This is a genomic window from Sphingomonas sp. (genome assembly GCF_042091075.1).
Classification (GTDB): Bacteria; Pseudomonadota; Alphaproteobacteria; order Sphingomonadales; family Sphingomonadaceae; genus Sphingomonas.
In genome coordinates, this window is record NZ_JBELIE010000025.1 from 27,309 (window position 1) to 29,235 (window position 1,927).

At 65.7% G+C, this 1,927-nt stretch carries 2 protein-coding genes; one reads left to right on the forward strand and one right to left on the reverse strand.

What is annotated here, in order from left to right; translation table 11 throughout:
• Positions 1-1,473, reverse strand: a 1,473-nt coding sequence (locus ACFDSW_RS04395) for a S46 family peptidase (RefSeq protein WP_375249059.1), incomplete at its 3' end; no start/stop codon positions are given.
• Between the two features lie 138 nt (positions 1,474-1,611).
• On the opposite strand from ACFDSW_RS04395, the gene ACFDSW_RS04400 reads away from it, so the two are divergent.
• A partial coding sequence (locus ACFDSW_RS04400) for an argininosuccinate synthase domain-containing protein (RefSeq protein WP_375249060.1) occupies positions 1,612-1,927 on the forward strand: 316 nt, incomplete at its 3' end.

Sequence of the window (1,927 nt, forward strand, 5' to 3'; positions counted from 1 at the left end):
AGAGTCGCTGATGGCCGCCATGCCGCCGGTGAACAGTCGCCGCCGCACCGCCGGATCGGCAAGGGTAGTACCGTCGATCAACCGCGCCGACAGCGTCTCGGGCGATTCGCGGCCCAGCAGAGCCTTCACCTGCGCATTGTCAGCGGTCAGATACTCGCGCGTCTTCGACAGCCAGAAAGACAGCGTCATCCGTTCCAGCCACGGATAGGTCGGTACGGGGTCGGTGAGCTGCTTCTCGAGCAATGGCAGGGCCGAGTCGGTATAGCCGGACAGGCGATCGGCATTCGGCTTCTCGCGTTCCATGGCGGCGCGCACCAATCGCCTCGCATAGGAATAGAGCTGCGATTGCCAGCCGGCGCGCTGCTCCAGGAAATAATAATCAAGGAACAGGTCGCGATAATCGGTATCGGCGCGCGCGACATCGCCCCAGGGATCGCCGACGCGCCCGCCGGCCTTTGCCTTCAGCGCGGTTTCGTTCTGTGCCAGCTGCGCGGCGAAGCGGCTATCGTCGAGCGCGCGGGCCTGGCCCCAATAGACCTTGTAACTGTTCTCGATCCCGAACAGCGTATCCGCCGCCTCGCGCCGCCGGTCCGCGCTTTGCTCGCTCGCCGCGATCAGGCGACCGCGATATTCGGACAGCAGCGTGACCGTCAGCGGCAGGATCAGTTCGCGCTGTACGGCCAGCTGGTCCTGCGTCAGCAGCCGCTGCGTCCGCCCCGGGTTCCCGACGACGAAGGTCGCCTCGCCCTCCACCGGCGCGCGCGGGTTCCACCGCAGATGCTGCGGCGTCGCGGCGGGCTTGCCATTCTCATAAGCGTGCAGGAACGAGGCATCGAGGTTGAAGCGCGGAAAATTGAAATTGTCCGGATCGCCGCCAAAGAAGGCGGCGGCGAACTCCGGCGCCCAGACCAACCGCACGTCGGAATATTTGCGATACCGGTAAAGCTTGTACTGGCCGCCGCCGTACAGCGTGACGACCTGACAGCGCGTCGTCGCCTGGTCGGTGCAGCCTTCCGCCTCGATCGTCGCGATCGCCGCGTCGCGCGCCTTGGTCAGCGCCTCGCCGCTGCGCGAGCCGATCGCCTGCGTCACCCGGGGGGTGACATCGGTGATGCTGGTGACGACCTCCGCCTGCTGGCCGGGGCAGGTGCGCTCACGTGTGCGATCCTCTGCGATGAAGCCGTCGTTGAGGTAATTCTTGTCGTTCGAGGACAGGTCCTGCGCGCATTGCGCGACGCAGTGATGATTGGTCAGGATCAGCCCTTCGCCGCTGACGAATGAGGCGGAGCAGCCGCCGGTCAGCCGTACCGCCGCCGCCTGGACGCGGTTCAGCCATGCCTGGTCGGGTGCCCAGCCATAGGCGGCCTGCATACGCGCGGCAGGGAAAGCGTCGAAGGTCCACATGCCCTCGTCCGCCAGTGCGGGGCCGGCGGCGAGCAGCGTGGCGAGCGAGACGGCGGTCAGGTTTCTCAAGGTGAGGCACTCCCCATGTAATATTGTTACGGCTGCTTTGCGCCCGCGCCGGGGCTTGGGCAAGGGGCGCTGGCGGACCAAGACGGTTGCGAATGCGCCCGCGATGGCATAGCGGCCCGCGCGAAAGGAACCTGCCTCATGACCGATCAGATCAAGCGCGTCGTTCTTGCGTATTCGGGAGGACTCGACACCAGCGTGATCCTGAAGTGGCTGCAGACCGAATATGGCTGCGAGGTCGTCACCTTCACCGCCGATCTGGGGCAGGGCGAGGAGCTGGAACCGGCCCGCGCCAAGGCGGAGCTGATGGGGATCAAGCCCGAGCATATCTTCATCGACGATCTTCGCGAGGAGTTCGTTCGGGATTATGTGTTCCCGATGATGCGCGCCAACGCGTTGTATGAGGGGCTGTATCTGCTCGGCACCTCGATCGCGCGGCCGCTGATCGCCAAGCGCC